This window comes from Rheinheimera texasensis DSM 17496 (genome assembly GCF_000711985.1).
Taxonomy (GTDB): domain Bacteria; phylum Pseudomonadota; class Gammaproteobacteria; order Enterobacterales; family Alteromonadaceae; genus Pararheinheimera; species Pararheinheimera texasensis.
Genome location: NZ_JONU01000001.1, coordinates 1 through 16,821, shown reverse-complemented (window position 1 = coordinate 16,821; position 16,821 = coordinate 1). Strand labels below are relative to the sequence as shown.

Annotated in this window: 13 protein-coding genes and 1 tRNA gene; all 14 read right to left on the bottom strand. The window is 49.2% G+C overall.

From position 1 onward, the window contains the following. Positions 1-212, bottom strand: a 212-nt coding sequence (locus Q399_RS0100070) for a GTP-binding protein (RefSeq protein WP_031564169.1), incomplete at its 3' end; no start/stop codon positions are given. Between the two features lie 53 nt (positions 213-265). Then, entirely contained in the window at positions 266-2,371 is a 2,106-nt protein-coding gene (gene fusA / locus Q399_RS0100065; RefSeq protein ID WP_031564167.1) for an elongation factor G, read from the bottom strand. Between the two features lie 27 nt (positions 2,372-2,398). Beyond that, positions 2,399-2,869, bottom strand: a complete 471-nt coding sequence (rpsG, locus tag Q399_RS0100060) for a 30S ribosomal protein S7 (RefSeq protein WP_031564165.1) — start codon at positions 2,867-2,869, stop codon at positions 2,399-2,401. Positions 2,870-2,951: 82 nt separating this feature from the next. Further along, positions 2,952-3,329: a 30S ribosomal protein S12 gene (gene rpsL, locus Q399_RS0100055; RefSeq protein WP_031564163.1), complete on the bottom strand. Its 378-nt coding sequence runs from the start codon at positions 3,327-3,329 to the stop codon at positions 2,952-2,954. A 156-nt stretch (positions 3,330-3,485) separates the two neighbouring features. After that, entirely contained in the window at positions 3,486-7,667 is a 4,182-nt protein-coding gene (gene rpoC / locus Q399_RS0100050; RefSeq protein ID WP_031564160.1) for a DNA-directed RNA polymerase subunit beta', read from the bottom strand. A gap of 95 nt (positions 7,668-7,762) precedes the next feature. Then, a complete protein-coding gene (gene rpoB, locus Q399_RS0100045) occupies positions 7,763-11,788 on the bottom strand; it encodes a DNA-directed RNA polymerase subunit beta (RefSeq protein WP_031564157.1) in 4,026 nt (1,341 codons plus the stop codon). A 178-nt stretch (positions 11,789-11,966) separates the two neighbouring features. Beyond that, positions 11,967-12,332 carry a 50S ribosomal protein L7/L12 gene (gene rplL / locus Q399_RS0100040; RefSeq protein ID WP_031564154.1) on the bottom strand — a complete coding sequence of 122 codons (366 nt, stop codon included), beginning with the start codon at positions 12,330-12,332 and terminating at the stop codon, positions 11,967-11,969. Between the two features lie 68 nt (positions 12,333-12,400). Further along, entirely contained in the window at positions 12,401-12,895 is a 495-nt protein-coding gene (gene rplJ / locus Q399_RS0100035; RefSeq protein ID WP_031564152.1) for a 50S ribosomal protein L10, read from the bottom strand. A gap of 309 nt (positions 12,896-13,204) precedes the next feature. Beyond that, positions 13,205-13,906: a 50S ribosomal protein L1 gene (gene rplA / locus Q399_RS0100030; protein ID WP_031564150.1), complete on the bottom strand. Its 702-nt coding sequence runs from the start codon at positions 13,904-13,906 to the stop codon at positions 13,205-13,207. A gap of 3 nt (positions 13,907-13,909) precedes the next feature. Then, a complete protein-coding gene (rplK, locus tag Q399_RS0100025) occupies positions 13,910-14,338 on the bottom strand; it encodes a 50S ribosomal protein L11 (protein ID WP_031564148.1) in 429 nt (142 codons plus the stop codon). Positions 14,339-14,464: 126 nt separating this feature from the next. Further along, on the bottom strand, positions 14,465-14,992 hold the full coding sequence (gene nusG / locus Q399_RS0100020) for a transcription termination/antitermination protein NusG (protein ID WP_106388943.1): 528 nt from the start codon (positions 14,990-14,992) through the stop codon (positions 14,465-14,467). A gap of 15 nt (positions 14,993-15,007) precedes the next feature. Then, positions 15,008-15,382 (bottom strand): preprotein translocase subunit SecE, encoded by a 375-nt coding sequence (gene secE, locus Q399_RS0100015; RefSeq protein ID WP_031564144.1) that lies wholly within the window; start codon positions 15,380-15,382, stop codon positions 15,008-15,010. Between the two features lie 83 nt (positions 15,383-15,465). Continuing rightward, positions 15,466-15,542, bottom strand: a tRNA-Trp gene (locus Q399_RS0100010). Between the two features lie 211 nt (positions 15,543-15,753). Beyond that, positions 15,754-16,821: elongation factor Tu (gene tuf / locus Q399_RS0100005; RefSeq protein WP_031564142.1), on the bottom strand; the 1,068-nt coding region annotated here is incomplete at its 5' end.

Genomic DNA, 16,821 nt, shown 5'->3' with positions numbered 1-16,821 from the left:
TCGTATTCAACGTGAGAAGTGTTGATCGTGATACCACGAGCTTTTTCTTCTGGCGCTTTGTCGATTTGGTCAAATGCGAAAGCCTGACCGCCGTAGTGCTTAGCCAGTACGTTGGTGATAGCTGCTGTCAGAGTTGTTTTACCGTGGTCAACGTGGCCGATTGTACCTACGTTTACGTGCGGTTTGTTACGTTCAAATTTAGCCTTAGCCATTTTAATTACCTTCTGTTAAGTAGGCCCAACTCACATTGGGCCGAATTAAATAATTATTCGCCTGTTCTACGAGCAGCAATAATCGCCTCAGTCACGTTATTCGGCGCTTCCATATACTTCAATGGTTCCATTGAATAAGAAGCACGACCCTGCGTTAAGGAACGCATGCTGGTCGCATAGCCGAACATTTCTGAGAGCGGCACTTGCGCATCAACGATTTTTATACCACCAGGGGCATCATCCATGCCGTTGATAATACCGCGACGACGGTTTAAATCACCGACGATATCACCCATGAAGTCTTCAGGTGTTACCACCTCAACTTTCATCACAGGCTCCAGCAGTACTGGTTTGGCTTGTAATGCGCCCTTTTTGAAGCCCATTGACGCAGCGATTTTAAACGCCATTTCATTGGAGTCGACATCGTGGTAGGAACCGTCGAATACAGTAACTTTGACGTCGATCACCGGGTAACCAGCAAGGATACCGTTTTTCATTTGTTCCTGAATGCCTTTATCAATTGCCGGAATGTATTCTTTTGGAATCACACCGCCAACCACAGCATTCACAAACTCGTAACCCTTGCCTTCTTCCAGTGGCTCAATTTTCAGCCAACAATGACCGAACTGACCGCGACCGCCAGATTGACGAACAAACTTCCCTTCAACTTCCGTGGCTCCACGAACAGTTTCACGGTAGGCAACCTGAGGTTTGCCGACGTTTGCTTCAACCTTAAATTCGCGTTTCATCCGATCAACGATGATTTCCAGGTGCAGTTCACCCATACCCGAGATAATGGTTTGCCCAGTCTCTTCGTCAGTATGAACGCGGAAAGACGGATCTTCAGCGGCTAATTTACTCAGCGCAATCCCCATCTTCTCCTGGTCAGCTTTCGTTTTTGGCTCAACAGCCACTGAAATAACCGGCTCTGGGAACTCCATCCGCTCGAGAACAATTATTTGATTCTCATCACAGAGAGTGTCACCAGTCGTTGTATCTTTCAGACCAATAGCTGCAGCAATATCACCAGCCCGAACTTCTTTGATCTCTTCCCGGCTATTTGCGTGCATTTGCACGATACGACCGATGCGTTCTTTCTTTTGCTTCACTGAGTTGTACACAGCAGAGCCGGCGTCTACAACGCCTGAATAAACGCGGAAGAAAGTCAGAGTGCCGACGAATGGATCCGTTGCAATTTTGAATGCCAGTGCAGAAAATGGCTCATCATCACTGGAGTGACGCTCACCTTCAGACTCATCCTCGAGAATGCCTTTGATGGCCTTCACTTCAGTTGGCGAAGGGAGGAAATAAATCACGTTATCCAGCATGGCCTGAACGCCTTTGTTTTTAAAGGCAGAACCACACATTACCAATACGGCCTGATTACGCAATGTGAGATCGCGCAGTGCTGCACGGATCTCTTCCTCTGTGAACTCGCCACCTTCAAGGTAGCGTTCCATCAATTCTTCACTGGATTCAGCAGCAGCTTCAATCATATTTTGGCGCCACTCGTTCGCTTCGTCGAGCATATCCGCAGGGACATCCTCATAAGTGAACGTCATGCCCTGATCAGCTTCATTCCAGTTGATGGTCTTCATCTTGATCAGGTCAATCACGCCTTTGAAATTTTCTTCAGCACCAATCGGCAACTGAATAGGAACGATTGTCGAGTTCAGGCGGTCACGCGCTTGTTTGACCACTCGCAGGAAGTTTGCACCAGTACGGTCCATCTTATTGACGAAAATCATCCGAGGGACTTCGTACTTATTTGCTTGCCGCCACACGGTTTCAGTTTGCGGTTGCACACCTGAAGAACCACAAAGCACAACAACAGCACCGTCAAGTACACGCAAAGAACGTTCAACTTCAATAGTGAAGTCGACGTGACCTGGTGTATCAATCAGGTTGATTCGATGTTGTTCAAACTGCTGTTGCATCCCGGACCAGAATGCAGTGGTAGCAGCAGACGTGATAGTGATACCACGCTCCTGCTCCTGTTCCATCCAGTCCATGGTTGCAGCGCCGTCATGTACTTCACCGATTTTGTGTGAACGTCCTGTATAAAACAGAATGCGCTCAGACGTCGTGGTTTTACCCGCGTCGACGTGAGCACAGATACCGATATTCCGGTAGCGTTCAATAGGAGTTGTACGTGCCACAATCCAGTCCTCTTTATACGGTCTAAATTACCAGCGGAAGTGGGCGAAAGCTTTGTTCGCTTCAGCCATACGGTGCACGTCTTCACGCTTCTTAACAGCAGAACCTTTGTTCTCAATAGCATCCAGCATTTCACCAGCTAAACGCTGAGCCATTGATTTCTCACCACGTTTACGGGCTGCTTCAGTCAACCAGCGCATTGCGAGGGCGTTGCGGCGAACCTGACGAACTTCACATGGAACCTGATAAGTTGAACCACCCACGCGGCGTGATTTAACTTCTACTGTTGGGCGGATGTTATCCAGCGCAACTTCAAAGATATCCAGTTCAGCTTTCTTGGACTTAGTAGCTGCAATTTCCAATGCGCCGTATACGATTGATTCAGCGATTGATTTTTTACCGTCGATCATTACGACGTTTACGAACTTGGCCAGCAGTTCACTTCCGAATTTAGGATCTGGAAGGATTTTACGTTGACCTATGACGCGTCTTCTTGGCATTCGAAACTCCGATTGCTTCAGGTGATTCCAAAACTTTTAATGAAAAAAGTTGCTTAGTTTGGCCTTACTTAACGGAGTTAAGTTATTTGTTCTTCGGCCGTTTAGCGCCGTATTTAGAACGGCCTTGCTTACGATCTTTAACGCCAGCACAGTCTAATGTGCCGCGTACGGTGTGGTAACGCACACCTGGAAGGTCTTTTACCCGGCCGCCACGGATCAGGACAACGCTGTGTTCCTGTAAGTTGTGGCCTTCACCACCGATATAAGAAGAAACTTCAAAACCGTTCGTTAAACGGACACGGCATACTTTACGCAGTGCTGAGTTTGGCTTCTTAGGGGTAGTGGTGTATACGCGGGTACAAACACCACGCTTCTGTGGGCAAGCCTCGAGAGCCGGAACGGTGCTCTTAGAGACCACCTGGCTGCGCGGCTTACGCACTAGCTGGTTGATTGTTGCCATTAAATACTCCTGGTTTGTAAAAATACCCAATAAACGTGTAATTCCGCACCCGAAATCGGGGGCCGCGGAATTCTACTGGTCAACCTTTGACCTGTCAAGAAAGAAAAAGCCCGCCGCATCTGGGATGCGGCGGGCTTTTTAAGCGATTTGACTGACTTATTCGTCGTTGCCTGACAAATCCATATTCAGTGCATCTGTCAGTGCCTGTTCGGCCACTTCAGCACTCATGGCTGGTTCGGCCACTTCACCGTTAGCAACGCGTGCACGTTGACGGGTACGGTTCTGGTGGTAAGCGAAACCGGTACCGGCCGGGATCAGACGACCCACGATAACGTTTTCTTTCAGGCCACGCAGTTCGTCGGTCTTGCCACCAACAGCGGCTTCGGTCAGAACCCGAGTAGTTTCCTGGAACGATGCGGCAGAAATGAAAGAGTCCGTTGACAGCGATGCTTTGGTAATACCCAGCAGGCTGCGCTCGTACTTCGCAGGGATCTTACCTGCAGCTTCCAGTTCGACGTTAGCAATGTTCACACGTGAAACTTCAACCTGTTCGCCTTCGAGGAATTCACTGTCGCCCGGGTGCAGGATCACACACTTACGCAGCATCTGACGAATAATCGTTTCGATGTGCTTATCGTTGATCTTAACGCCTTGCAGACGGTAAACGTCCTGTACTTCATTGACGATGTAGCTGGCGACATGGTGGATACCACGCAGACGCAGGATGTCATGCGGAGACTCTGGGCCTTCCGAAATCACTTCACCCTTCTCGATGCGCTCACCTTCGAACACGTTGACCTGACGCCATTTCGGGATCATCTCTTCATGAGAATCACCTTGCTCTGGCGTGATAATCAGACGACGTTTGCCTTTGGTTTCTTTACCGAAGCTAATCACACCGGAAATCTCGGCCAGAATGGCTGGATCTTTTGGCTTACGGGCTTCGAACAAGTCAGCAACGCGTGGCAGACCACCGGTGATGTCGCGTGTTTTCGAACCTTCCTGCGGAATGCGCGCTAACACAGTACCTGGCTTCACATTCTGACCATCAGTGATTTCGATGGTGGTGAAGCTTGGCAGACGGATTTCCTGCAGTGCACCGTCGTCCATGGCGAGAATGAGTTTTGGCTCTTTCGCATTTACCTTGGACAGGTCTTTTACTACAGTCCGGCTTAAACCAGTCAGGTCGTCTTGTTGAACTTCAGTGTTACTGTCGTCAACATCACTGAACGAAACCTTGGCACCACGTTCCACAATGATTGGGTGTGAATGCGGATCCCAGTTCGCCACGATTTGACCGGCAGTGACGCTGCTGTTGTCATCGATAGTTAACACCGAACCGTATGGCAGTTTGTAGCGTTCTTTCTCACGACCCTGGTCGTCAAACACTGTCACTTCTGCAGAACGTGACGTGATAACGATTTTGTCGTCAGTGTTGCGGACAAACTTGGCGTTGTGCAGTTTTAACGTACCAGAGTTCTTCACCTGAACGCTGTTTTCTGCAGAAGCCCGTGACGCCGCACCACCGATGTGGAATGTACGCATTGTCAGCTGTGTACCTGGTTCACCGATTGACTGCGCAGCAATAACACCCACCGCTTCACCGGCGTTGATGATATGACCACGGGCCAAATCGCGACCGTAACACTTAGCACAGACACCGAAGTTAGTCTGACAGGTAATAACTGAACGCACATACACTTCGTCGATCGAGTTTTTCTCGATCAGATCACAAAGTTGCTCGTCCAGCATTGTGCCATCTTCAACCAGCACTTCGCCGGTTGCCGGAACCACAACATCACCGATAACCACACGACCTAACACGCGCTCACGCAGACCTTCTACGACGTCACCACCTTCAATCAGTGGTTTCATCATGATGCCTTCTTCTGAACCACAGTCAGCTTCAGTCACAACTAAATCTTGTGCAACGTCAACCAGACGACGAGTCAGGTAACCTGAGTTCGCTGTCTTCAGTGCGGTATCGGCCAAACCTTTACGTGCACCGTGTGTGGAGATGAAGTACTGCAGAACACTTAAGCCTTCACGGAAGTTTGCCGTGATTGGTGTTTCGATGATTGAACCGTCTGGCTTGGCCATCAGACCACGCATACCGGCTAACTGACGGATCTGAGCTGGTGAGCCCCGTGCGCCAGAGTCGGCCATCATATACACAGAGTTAAATGATGGTTGCGTCACTTCGTTGCCGTCGCGGTCAATCACTTTTTCTTTCGACAGGTTATCCATCATGGCTTTTGACAACGCTTCGTTCGCCGTTGACCAGATGTCGATAACTTTGTTGTACTTTTCACCGGCGGTTACCAGACCTTGTTGAAACTGGTCCTGGATTTCCGCAACTTCTGCTTCCGCAGCACCGATGATGTCCACTTTTGCCGCAGGGATGACCATGTCATCAATACCTACCGACACACCCGACAACATCGCGTAGTGGAAACCGGTGTACATGATTTGGTCAGCCAGGATAACGGTGTTTTTCAGGCCAATCCGGCGGTATGAACCGTTCAGTAAGCGTGAAATCTGCTTCTTACCCATCGCCTGGTTGATTGAATCAAACGCCAGACCTTGCGGCAGGATTGAGTACAGAATTGCACGGCCTACAGTTGTATCACGCACAGAAGTCGTACTGGTGCTGGTGCCATCTTCATGGTTAGTCACTTCAGTCAAGCGCACTTTGACGCGGGCATGCAGGCTGGCAACACCAGCACGGAATGCTTTTTCCGCTTCTTTCGGGCTCTTGAACATCATGCCTTCACCTTTGGCATTGATGGCTTCACGGGTCATGTAATACAGACCCAAAACAACGTCCTGAGATGGAACGATGATTGGTTCACCGTTCGCAGGAGACAGTACGTTGTTGGTCGACATCATCAGCGCGCGGGCTTCTAACTGAGCTTCCAGTGTCAGCGGTACGTGCACCGCCATCTGGTCACCGTCGAAGTCGGCGTTGTATGCCGCACACACCAATGGGTGCAGTTGGATCGCTTTACCTTCAATCAGTACTGGCTCGAACGCTTGGATACCCAGACGGTGCAGGGTCGGTGCGCGGTTCAGCAGAACCGGATGTTCGCGGATGACTTCGTCCAGTACGTCCCAGACTGCGCCTTCTTCGCGCTCAACCATTTTCTTAGCAGCTTTGATAGTCGTAGCTAAACCACGGGCTTCCAACTTGCCATAGATAAACGGCTTGAACAGTTCAAGTGCCATTTTCTTCGGCAGACCACACTGGTGCAGACGCAGTGTAGGACCTACGGTAATAACAGAACGACCTGAATAGTCGACGCGCTTACCTAATAAGTTCTGACGGAAACGACCTTGTTTACCTTTGATCATGTCAGCTAAAGATTTCAGCGGACGCTTGTTAGAACCAGTAATAGCACGGCCACGACGACCGTTATCTAACAGCGCATCCACCGCTTCCTGCAACATCCGCTTTTCGTTACGGACGATGATGTCAGGTGCAGACAGATCTAACAGACGCTTCAGACGGTTGTTCCGGTTGATCACGCGACGGTACAGATCGTTCAGATCTGAAGTCGCAAAACGACCGCCGTCCAGTGGTACCAGCGGACGTAAATCCGGCGGCAGTACTGGCAGCACTGTCATGATCATCCACTCTGGTTTGTTGCCAGAAGTGTGGAATGCTTCCATCAGTTTTAAGCGTTTGCTGATTTTTTTGCGTTTGGTTTCAGAGTTGATGGTTGGCAACTCTTCACGCATTTGCTTGATTTCTGTAGCCAGTTCAATGCCTTTTAACAGATCCAGAATTGCTTCTGCACCCATTTTGGCTTCGAACTCGTCGCCGTGCTCTTCCAGCACGTCTAAGTATTCTTCTTCTGTCAGCATCTGACGACGCTCTAAAGAAGTCATACCTGGCTCAGTCACCACATAGCTTTCGAAATACAGCACACGTTCAATATCACGCAGTGTCATATCTAACAGTAAACCGATACGGCTCGGCAGTGACTTCAGGAACCAAATATGGGCAACCGGACTTGCCAGTTCAATGTGACCCATGCGCTCACGGCGCACTTTGGTCAGTGTGACTTCAACGCCACACTTCTCACAAATCACACCACGGTGTTTCAGGCGTTTGTACTTACCGCACAGACATTCATAATCTTTCACCGGGCCAAAGATGCGGGCACAAAACAGGCCATCGCGCTCAGGCTTAAAAGTCCGGTAGTTGATGGTTTCTGGCTTTTTCACTTCACCGAATGACCACGAGCGGATCATGTCCGGTGAAGACAGGCCAATGCGGATCACATCGAACTCTTCAGTTTTTGTTTGCTGTTTCAGAAACTTTAATAAGTCTTTCACTTTACTCTCCTGTCAGAGGTTAACCAGTCAGGGGGCGCGCAGGCCCCAAATCATTACTCAGCGAATTCCCCCTGCTTGCGCAGGGGGGCCGAGGGTTATTCCTCTTCCAATTCGATGTTGATACCGAGCGAACGGATTTCTTTCATCAATACGTTGAAAGATTCTGGCATGCCTGGTTCCATGCGGTGGTCGCCATCCACGATGTTTTTGTACATCTTGGTCCGGCCATTCACGTCATCAGACTTCACAGTCAACATTTCCTGCAAGGTATAGGCTGCACCGTATGCTTCCAGTGCCCACACTTCCATCTCACCGAAGCGCTGACCACCGAACTGAGCTTTACCGCCCAGTGGCTGTTGCGTAACCAGACTGTACGAACCGGTAGAACGGGCGTGCATCTTGTCATCAACCAAGTGGTTCAGTTTCAGCATGTACATGTAGCCAACGGTTACTTTACGTTCGAAAGTATTACCGGTACGACCATCATACAGCGTGATCTGACCGCTGGTTGGCAGGTCACCCAGTGCTAAAAGTTCTTTGATTTCGCTTTCTTTGGCGCCATCAAATACTGGTGATGCAACTGGTAAACCTTTGCGCAGGTTTTGCGCTAAACGACGCACTTCATCATCAGTGAAGTTAGCTACGTCCACGTCCTGACGGGATTGACCCAGCGCATAGGCTTTCACCAGGAACTCGCGGATCTCCGCAACTTCTTTCTGCTCTTTGATCATCGCATCGATCTTGTCACCGATACCCCGGGCTGCTAAGCCTAAGTGGGTTTCGAGGATCTGACCGATGTTCATCCGCGATGGAACACCCAGCGGGTTCAGCACGATATCAACCGGCTGACCTTTTTCATCGTATGGCATATCTTCAACTGGCACGATAGAAGAGATAACACCCTTGTTACCGTGACGGCCCGCCATCTTGTCACCAGGCTGGATACGACGTTTAACCGCTAAATACACTTTAACGATTTTCAGCACGCCTGGAGCCAGGTCATCGCCTTGGACGATCTTACGACGCTTGGCTTCGAACTTCTTGTCGTACTCAACACGGATTTCTTCGTATTGCGCTGCCAGTTGCTCCAGATCGTTTTGCTTATCTTCGTCTGCCAGGCTTTGCGACAACAGCACGTCACCGCGCATATTGTTCAGCTTGGCGCGATCAACACCGGTGCTTTCTAACAGGTTACGGGCACGGCTGAAGATACCTTCTTCCAGGATACGGAATTCTTCATTCAGGTCTTTTTTCGCCTGTTTGATTTCCATCTCTTCAATTTCGCGCGCACGTTTGTCTTTCTCTACGCCATCACGGGTAAAGACCTGCACATCGATAACTGTACCAGTCACAGAGTTAGGTACACGCAGTGAAGTATCTTTCACGTCAGACGCTTTTTCACCGAAGATTGCGCGTAACAGCTTCTCTTCCGGCGTCAGCTGGCTTTCGCCTTTTGGCGTGACTTTACCTACCAGAATGTCGCCACCTTTCACTTCTGCACCGATATACACGATACCGGCTTCGTCGAGCTTCGACAGCGCAGACTCACCGACGTTTGGAATGTCAGCAGTGATTTCTTCAGGTCCTAACTTGGTATCGCGGGCGATACAGCTCAGTTCCTGAATGTGAATAGTGGTCAGGCGATCTTCCTGCACTAAACGCTCAGATAACAAAATCGAGTCTTCGAAGTTGTAACCGTTCCAAGGCATGAATGCGACGCGTAAGTTTTGACCTAAAGCCAACTCACCTAAGTCTGTTGACGGACCGTCAGCCAGCACATCACCGCGTTCAATCGGCTCACCATGGTTCACGCATGGACGCTGGTTGATACAGGTGTTCTGGTTAGAGCGGGTGTATTTCGTCAGGTTATAGATGTCGATACCGGCTTCGCCCGGAACCATTTCATCTTCGTTTACTTTAATCACGATACGGCTGGCATCGACATAATCGATAGTACCACCACGTTTCGCAACTACAGTCACACCAGAATCTTTGGCGACAACGCGCTCAACACCAGTACCGACTAACGGCTTGTCAGCACGCAGTGTAGGAACGGCTTGACGTTGCATGTTCGAACCCATCAATGCGCGGTTGGCGTCATCGTGTTCCAGGAACGGGATCAGTGCTGCAGCAACGGACACGATCTGCTGCGGAGCAACGTCCATGTACTGGACTTTGTCAGCTGGCATCAGCGTGAATTCGTTTTTGAAACGGCAAGGAACCAACTCTTCTACCAGACGGTTGTCTTCATTCAGCTCAGCGTTAGCCTGAGCGATAACGAAGTTACCTTCTTCAATCGCAGACAGGAAATCGACTTCATCGGTCACGATACCGTCTTCAATCCGGCGGTATGGGGTTTCCAGGAAACCGTACTCGTTAGTCTGTGCGAACATAGACAGCGAGTTGATCAGACCGATGTTCGGACCTTCAGGCGTTTCGATTGGACATACGCGGCCGTAGTGCGTTGGGTGAACGTCACGGACTTCGAAGCCAGCACGCTCACGCGTCAGACCACCAGGGCCTAAGGCAGAGATACGGCGTTTGTGTGTGACTTCTGACAGTGGGTTGTTCTGGTCCATAAACTGTGACAGCTGGCTGGAACCGAAAAACTCTTTTACTGCGGCAGAAATTGGTTTGGCATTGATCAGGTCCTGCGGCATCACAGCATCCAGATCGCCCAATGACAGACGCTCTTTAACTGCACGCTCAACACGGACTAAACCAACACGGAACTGGTTTTCAGCCATCTCGCCGACTGAACGGATCCGACGGTTACCCAGGTGGTCGATATCGTCGACTTCACCATTACCGTTACGGATGTTAATCAGCACTTTCATGACTGCCAGAATGTCTTCTTTGCTCAGTACGCCTGCACCAGTGCCTTCTTCGAAATTCACCCGACGGTTGAATTTCATGCGGCCTACCGTGGACAGGTCATAACGGTCTTCAGAGAAGAACAGGTTTTCGAATAACGTTTCCGCAGCTTCGCGCGTTGGTGGTTCACCAGGGCGCATCATGCGGTAGATTTCGACCAGCGCTTCCATCCGGTTATTACTCGGATCGATACGTAAGGTGTCAGAAATGTATGCACCTTGGTCCAAATCGTTGATAAACAGAGTCTCAAAGCTTTCATATCCAGCTTTGGCAAGTTTCGCTAACAGCTCCAGTGTGAGCTCGGCGTTCGCTTCGGCAATAATCTCTCCGGTCGAACGGTCAGCATAATTTTTTGAAAGGACGCGGCCGACGACGTACTCGTGTGGTACTTCCATCAGGGTCATGCCGGTTTTTTCCAGCTGGCGAACATGTTTAGCCGTAATACGGCGACCAGCTTCTACAATGACTTCGCCATTGTTGTCTTTAATATCAAATGCAGCAGTTTCACCACGTAAGCGGTTGGCAACTACTTCCATCATCAGCTTGCCGTCTTTGATCTCAAACTTGGTGCTGTCGAAGAAGGTAGTGAGGATGTCTTCAGTGCTCAGATCCAGTGCGCGTAACAGGATAGTCGCTGGCAGTTTGCGGCGACGGTCGATACGGACAAACAGAGCATCTTTGGCGTCAAACTCAAAATCAAGCCATGATCCACGGTATGGGATCACGCGAGCGTTATACAACACTTTACCTGAAGAGTGAGTCTTGCCGCGGTCGTGGTCAAAGAACACGCCTGGGCTACGGTGCAGCTGAGAAACGATAACGCGTTCAGTACCGTTGATGACAAAAGTACCATTTTCAGTCATCAATGGGATTTCACCCATGTAGACTTCCTGCTCACGGATATCTTTGATAGTGCCTGGTGCTTCTTTATCAAACAGGACCATGCGCAATTTGACGCGTAATGGTGCTGAGTAGGTTACACCGCGGATTTGACACTCTTTAACATCAAACACCGGCTCACCAATCCGATAGCTGACATACTGCAGTTCTGCGCTGCCAGAGTAGCTTTTGATTGGGAAAACAGAACGGAATGCAGCTTCTAAGCCGTATTCGCCTTCTGGATCTGGCTCAATAAACTTGCTGAACGATTCAATTTGAATCGACAACAGATATGGTACATCCAACACTTGTGGACGTTTACCGAAGTCCTTACGGATACGTTTCTTTTCAGAATAAGAGTAAGTCATGGGGTTCCTCAGCTTGCTGATTTTTTACCCTACCTACCCTTGCGGGGCGGTGGTTATGACATCCACTATGGCGTCATAAGGGGCGGGGAAAATCAATGTCCCACAGCGCAAAAAGGCCGGTGGTTAAATCACCACCAGCCTAGCCTGAAATCAGGCGTCTAATCCAGTATGAGCTGGATTATTTAACTTCAACAGTAGCACCAGCTTCTTCTAACTCTTTCTTCAGAGCGTCAGCTTCAGCTTTAGAAACGGCTTCTTTGATTGCAGCTGGAGCAGCTTCAACCAGATCTTTCGCTTCTTTCAGGCCCAGACCAGTTGCGCCACGTACTGCTTTGATAACAGCAACTTTGTTCGCACCAGCAGCAGCCAGGATCACGTTGAATTCAGTTTGTTCTTCAACAACTGCAGCAGGACCAGCAGCAACTGCAACAGCAGCAGCAGCTGAAACGCCGAATTTTTCTTCCATTGCGCTAACCAGTTCAACAACTTCCATTACAGACATTGCTGCGATAGCGTCTAAAATTTGCTCTTTAGTAACTGACATTGCTCAGATTCCTAAACTATCGGGAGATAATCCCGTATTAAACTTTACTTACCAAACAACACGTAAAATTACGCGGCTTGATCCTGTTTTTGGTCGCGAACCGCGGCAATTGTACGTACAAGTTTGCCGGCTGCTGCTTCTTTCATAGTGCTCATCAGGCGTGCAATAGCTTCGTCGCGCGTTGGCAGACTTGCTAATACATCGATACTGACTGTGGCGCCGTTAAAGGCTGCGCCTTTCAGCTCAAACTTTTGGTTCTCTTTCGCGAAATCTTTGAAGATACGCGCTGCAGCACCTGGGTGCTCTTTAGAGAACGCAATCAGTGTTGGGCCGACGAACGCATCGCCTAAACACTCGAATTCGGTGCCTGAAACTGCACGGCGAACCAGTGTGTTACGGACAACTTTCATCCATACACCAGCTTCACGCGCTTGCTTACGCAGCGCAGTGATTTTGCCTACAGTGACACCACGAGCGTCTGCGACTACCGCAGATAAAGCACCTTTGGCAGCTTCCTGGACTTCAGCAACAATTGCTTTTTTGTCTTCAAGCTTAATAGCCATTGGCTCTTAACTCCTGGTTCATCCGGACGGAATTGTCCGGTTGCCTACACATCGCCTTGATACAACATGGTACAAGGCGCGCGATTTACGGTGAGAGCCAGATTGATAGGAATCTTTCTGGGGCTAACACCGTCTGCGTAGGTTGTGATTTTTAAGCTGTTATCTTCGGGAAAGAAGGTCACAGCACCTACGGTCTTGGACGGAAGCCGATACTTTTGCATGCAAAAGCCGGCTTCTACCCGAAAATTTGAGCGCGAGATTATAAAATAACCTCGCGCTCCTGTAAAGCTGCTTAATTAAACGGCTTTATTAGATCTTGGCGTCCAGAGAAGCCTGATCCAGAACGATACCAGCACCGTGAGTTGAAGAGATAGTTACTTTCTTGATGTAAGTACCTTTTGCAACTGATGGCTTAGCACGTTTCAGAGCAACTAACAGAGACTCTAAGTTCTCTTTCAGTTTGTCTGTATCGAAATCTACCTTACCGATAGTTGAATGGATGATACCATTCTTGTCGTTACGGTAACGAACCTGACCTGCTTTAGCGTTTTTCACTGCATCAGCAACGTTAGGAGTTACAGTACCGGTTTTCGGGTTTGGCATCAGGCCACGTGGACCAAGGATCTGACCCAGCATACCCACTACGCGCATTGCATCTGGAGACGCGATGACAACGTCGAAATTCATTTCGCCTTTCTTCACCTGTTCAGCTAAGTCTTCCATACCAACGATGTCAGCACCGGCAGCTTTAGCGGCCTCAGCGTTAGCACCCTGGGTGAACACTGCAACGCGAACAGTACGACCAGTACCGTGTGGCAGTACAGTTGCACCACGCACGTTTTGGTCAGATTTACGGGCATCGATACCGAGGTTGATAGCAACATCGATACTTTCAACGAATTTGCCAGCTGTTAATTCTTTTAATAACGCTACGGCGTCATTGATCGCGTATTCACGAGTAGAATCTACTTTTGAACGGATTAACTTAGCGCGTTTAGATAATTTAGCCATCGATTAGCCCTCCACCACTAAGCCCATTGAGCGAGCTGTACCAGCGATGGTACGAACTGCTGCTTCGTCGTCTGCTGCCGTCAGGTCAGCACGTTTGATCTTAACGATCTCTTCCAGCTGAGCGCGGGTAACTTTACCGACTTTCTGAGTGTTAGGGCGACCTGAACCACCTTTCAGACCAGCTGCTTTTAACAGCAGGAATGATGCTGGTGGGGTACGGGTTTCGAATGTAAATGAGCGGTCGCTGTATACAGTGATCACTACTGGAATTGGCATGCCCTTTTCCAGTGATTCTGTACGGGCGTTGAAGCCTTTACAGAATTCCATGATGTTCACACCGTGTTGACCCAGTGCTGGACCAACTGGTGGCGACGGGTTTGCCATACCAGCTTTAACTTGTAATTTTACAAGTGCCGTGACTTTCTTAGCCATGTTTCACCTCTTTGTAGGGTCTCAGCCTCGTAAGTGCGAGGACACTTACTCAAACGGCTCCCCTGATGTTAAAAAAGGCCGCGATTATATTTTAACCAGCGGCCCGTTACAACGGTTATTTCACCGTTAAGCTTTTTCGACCTGACCAAACTCCAGTTCGACTGGTGTTGAACGACCAAAAATAAGTACTGAAACTTTGACGCGACTCTTTTCATAGTCGACTTCTTCAACCACACCGTTGAAGTCAGCAAATGGACCTTCTGACACCCGAACCACTTCACCGGCTTCAAACAGTGTCTTCGGTTTCGGTTTATCTGCATTGTCTTGCAGGCGATTCAGAATGGTATTTGCTTCTTTTTCGCTGATTGGTGCCGGACGGTCAGAAGTACCACCGATAAAGCCAAGTACACGCGGTACGCTTTTCACTAAGTGCCAGGCTTCTTCACACATTTCCATCTGAACTAATACATAGCCAGGGAAGAATTTGCGTTCCGATTTACGTTTCTGGCCGGCACGCATCTCAACCACTTCTTCAGTTGGGACTAAAACTTCGCCAAACTTTTCTTCCATGCTATGGATCTTGATATGCTCGCGTAACGACGTAGCGACGCGCTGCTCAAAGCCGGCAAAGGCCTGCACCACATACCAACGCATTTTTCCTGACATGGTTTAGATCCCCAATCCTGTTAAAAACGACACAATTTTCAGTAAAAGCGCATCCAATCCCCACAGGATGAATGCCATAACAACCGTAACAATACCGACGATGATCGTAGTCTGATTTGTCTCAGCACGGGTTGGCCACACAACTTTGCGAACTTCTAATTTGGCTTCTTTTGCAAAAGTGACGAACTCATGGCCTTTTTGGGTTTGTGATGCGACAAAGCCAGCCAGTGGGATCATCACCAGCAAACCAATAGCGCGTTCCAATGTTGAAAATTCAAAAATGTAGTTAGCGACCACTAATAAAGTCAGAATTGCGAATACCGCTATCCATTTAACCAGATCTAATCCGCTCTTCGGTGCTTCTGTTGCTGCGTTCATGCTCAAACTCACTATCCACGCTTGTTGAAACAAGCTACTACAGCTGTACTGCAGTATCAGCTACTACAATCAACTAAGAAAATTGGCAGGGGCAGAGGGATTCGAACCCCCAACCATCGGTTTTGGAGACCGCTGTTCTACCAATTGGAACTATGCCCCTGAAGTATTTGCTACCCATATACCTGGTAACAAAAAATAGCCGCTCATTATACTGTGCCAGCACACTAAAACAAGCATCACTGTGTGTTCCAGTCCGATCTTTTTACCGTTCTGACCTATTAGTTCTGTAAAGCAATCACAGATTAATGGCTACTATCAAATGGCATAAAACAAAAAGGGCTCCTTCGGAGCCCTTTTCTACATCCAGACTATTACGCCAGGATCTTCGCTACTACGCCCGCACCTACTGTACGGCCGCCTTCACGGATTGCAAAACGCAGACCTTCGTCCATCGCGATTGGGTTGATTAACTCAACCACAAACTTCAGGTTGTCGCCTGGCATTACCATCTCTACGCCTTCTGGCAGCTCTACTGCGCCAGTTACGTCAGTTGTACGGAAGTAGAACTGTGGACGGTAGCCTTTGAAGAATGGCGTGTGACGGCCACCTTCGTCTTTCGACAGAACGTATACTTCGCCTTCAAACTTAGTGTGTGGCTTGATTGAACCTGGCTTCGCCAGTACCTGACCACGTTCTACGTCTTCACGCTTAGTACCACGTAACAGCGCGCCGATGTTCTCGCCTGCACGACCTTCGTCTAACAGTTTGCGGAACATTTCAACACCGGTACAAGTGGTTTGTACTGTGTCTTTCAGACCAACGATTTCTACTGCTTCACCAACTTTGATGATACCTTGCTCTACACGACCAGTTACTACTGTTCCGCGACCAGCAATTGAGAATACGTCTTCGATTGGCATGATGAATGGCTTATCGATTGCACGGACTGGCTCTGGAATGTAAGTGTCCAGGGCGTTACCCAGTTCCAGGATCTTCTGTTCCCAAACTGCGTCGCCTTCCAGACCTTTCAGCGCTGAACCACGGATAACCGGCAGGTCATCACCTGGGAAATCATAGTCTGACAGAAGCTCACGAACTTCCATCTCTACCAGCTCTAACAGCTCTTCGTCGTCAACCATGTCACATTTGTTCATGAACACGATGATGTAAGGAACGCCTACCTGACGAGATAACAGGATGTGCTCACGAGTCTGTGGCATTGGGCCGTCAGTCGCAGCTACTACCAGGATTGCGCCGTCCATCTGGGCAGCACCAGTGATCATGTTTTTAACATAGTCAGCGTGGCCCGGGCAGTCTACGTGTGCGTAGTGGCGAGTTGGTGTGTCGTATTCAACGTGAGAAGTGTTGATCGTGATACCACGAGCTTTTTCTTCTGGCGCTTTGTCGATTTGGTCAAATGCGAAAGCCTGACCGCCGTA

Coding starts and splice junctions, on each gene's coding strand:
- rpsG (WP_031564165.1), bottom strand. CDS start 2,869: ATGCCAAGAAGACGCGTCATAGGTCAACGTAAAATCCTTCCAGATCCT.
- rpsL (WP_031564163.1), bottom strand. CDS start 3,329: ATGGCAACAATCAACCAGCTAGTGCGTAAGCCGCGCAGCCAGGTGGTC.
- rpoB (WP_031564157.1), bottom strand. CDS start 11,788: ATGACTTACTCTTATTCTGAAAAGAAACGTATCCGTAAGGACTTCGGT.
- rplL (WP_031564154.1), bottom strand. CDS start 12,332: ATGTCAGTTACTAAAGAGCAAATTTTAGACGCTATCGCAGCAATGTCT.
- rplJ (WP_031564152.1), bottom strand. CDS start 12,895: ATGGCTATTAAGCTTGAAGACAAAAAAGCAATTGTTGCTGAAGTCCAG.
- rplA (WP_031564150.1), bottom strand. CDS start 13,906: ATGGCTAAATTATCTAAACGCGCTAAGTTAATCCGTTCAAAAGTAGAT.
- rplK (WP_031564148.1), bottom strand. CDS start 14,338: ATGGCTAAGAAAGTCACGGCACTTGTAAAATTACAAGTTAAAGCTGGT.
- nusG (WP_106388943.1), bottom strand. CDS start 14,992: ATGCGTTGGTATGTGGTGCAGGCCTTTGCCGGCTTTGAGCAGCGCGTC.
- secE (WP_031564144.1), bottom strand. CDS start 15,382: ATGAACGCAGCAACAGAAGCACCGAAGAGCGGATTAGATCTGGTTAAA.